Source organism: Burkholderia sp. Tr-862, assembly GCF_011753085.1.
In the GTDB taxonomy this organism is placed as follows: domain Bacteria; phylum Pseudomonadota; class Gammaproteobacteria; order Burkholderiales; family Burkholderiaceae; genus Burkholderia; species Burkholderia ambifaria.
This window is the reverse complement of sequence record NZ_VWWG01000370.1, coordinates 1-1582: the sequence shown is the minus strand read 5'-3', so window position 1 is coordinate 1582 and position 1582 is coordinate 1. Positions and strand designations below refer to the sequence as shown.

Genomic DNA, 1582 nt, shown 5'->3' with positions numbered 1-1582 from the left:
CACGGGCTGCGCCTGCGGATCGGCGACACGCACCAGCAGGTCGACGCCGGCGAGCAGCACGTCGACATGCGTGGCCGTCAGTGCGATGGTGCCGGCCTGCGCGGCGACGAAGCATTCTTCCATCCGCCCCGCGATGTCGACGCCGGGCGGCACGCCGACGATGCGCGCGGCGCCCTTCAGCGAATGCGCGGCGCGCATGCACGCCTCCAGCGCGACGGAATCGGGCTCGCCCGATTCGAGCGCGAGCAGGCGTTCGGACAGCGCCTGGGTCTGCGTGCGCGTCTCCTCGCGATACAGCTCGAGCAGCGACAGGTGGCTCAGATCGTCATCGCCGCTCATCGCATGCTCCGTGTGACGGCGTCGAACAGCCGGTCGTCGTCGAGCAGGCCCACCGACTTGCCGCGCCACGACAGCACGCCGCGCGACAGGCCGGCGCTCGCGCGCCCGACCGTCGCCGGCACGGGCACCCATTCGGATGCGCCGAAGCGCAGCACGCCCTCGACTTCGTCGACCGGAAACACCACCGGCTCGCCCTGGTGCGCGGCGACCAGCAGTCGCGTGAAACGGCCGTCACCGCCGCCGCTGCCCCCGCCGCCGCTGCCGCCGTTGCCCGCCTCGAGGCCGAGCAGCGCGCCGATCGAGATCGCGATGCGCAGCGTGCCGCGAATGTTAACCACGCCGCGCACGGCCGAATGGCGGCGATACGGCAGCGAATGGATCCGGCGCGTGCCGGCGATCTCGCGCAGCACGCCGATCGGCAGCGCGAGCCATTCGTCGGCGACGCGAAACGCCAGCGCCGCCTGGCGCGCATCGTCGGCGCCGTGCGCGCCGGTCGCGTCGAACGCGCTGATCCGCCGGGTGGCGTCGGCCATCTCGGCGACGCCGAGCGGGCGTTCGAGCAGTTTCGCCGCGTGATACGCGTAGACCGGGCAGTTCAGGCAGCGCAGGCAGTCGCCCAGCCGCTCGCACGAGCGGTCGCCGCGTGTGCCGATCCGGTTCCAGCAATCGTCGACGCCGATCGTCGTGTCGTCAGTGGCAACGGCGTCGCGGTTCATTCTTTCCTCGGTCATCCCGATGTCGGCTCCCAACCCGTATTCTCATCATCCTGCCGAGCGCCGCGCACGCTCGAGCAGCCATTGCGCACCGGCGCCATCGCCGCCGACGTCGAGCAAGGTCGCGAGATGCGTCAGCGCTTCGTGGTGCGTCGGCCGCAGATACAGCGCCTTCCGGTAGAAGTCGCCCGCTTCCGCGACACGCCCGCACGCATCCGCGATCAGCCCGTTCAGGTAGAACGCGTCCGCGTGCGGCCCCGCGTGCGCGGAGAACCGCGCGAGCACGCGCTCGGCCTCGTCGAACGCACCCGCGTTGGCCAGCGCCTGCGCTTCCTCGAGCGTCGGTGCGGCGCCGTCGGCGAGCGATGCAGCCGGCGCGGGCACGTTGGCCGCATTGACCGCATTGACCGCATGGACCGCATTGACCGCGTTGGTCTGCGAGCCGCCGCGCATGTCGGCCAACGGCTCGAACGCCATCGGGCGCTCGGCCGGCGCGAGCGCCGCGGGCGACGGCGCACTACCGCTCCACG

At 72.1% G+C, this 1582-nt stretch carries 2 protein-coding genes and 1 pseudogene; all 3 read right to left on the bottom strand.

Translation table 11 applies throughout. The features are described from left to right. On the bottom strand, positions 1 to 339 hold a 339-nt coding region (locus F3J14_RS34905), incomplete at its 3' end, for an Hpt domain-containing protein (RefSeq protein ID WP_211080435.1). After that, the gene (locus F3J14_RS34900) at positions 336 to 1055 is read right to left on the bottom strand and encodes a chemotaxis protein CheW (protein ID WP_166726751.1); all 720 of its coding nucleotides are present in this window, start codon (positions 1053 to 1055) and stop codon (positions 336 to 338) included. The genes F3J14_RS34900 and F3J14_RS34905, both read right to left, overlap by 4 nt. A 45-nt stretch (positions 1056 to 1100) precedes the next feature. Next, positions 1101 to 1582: pseudogene (locus F3J14_RS36020) on the bottom strand (MCP methyltransferase); the annotation flags it as partial.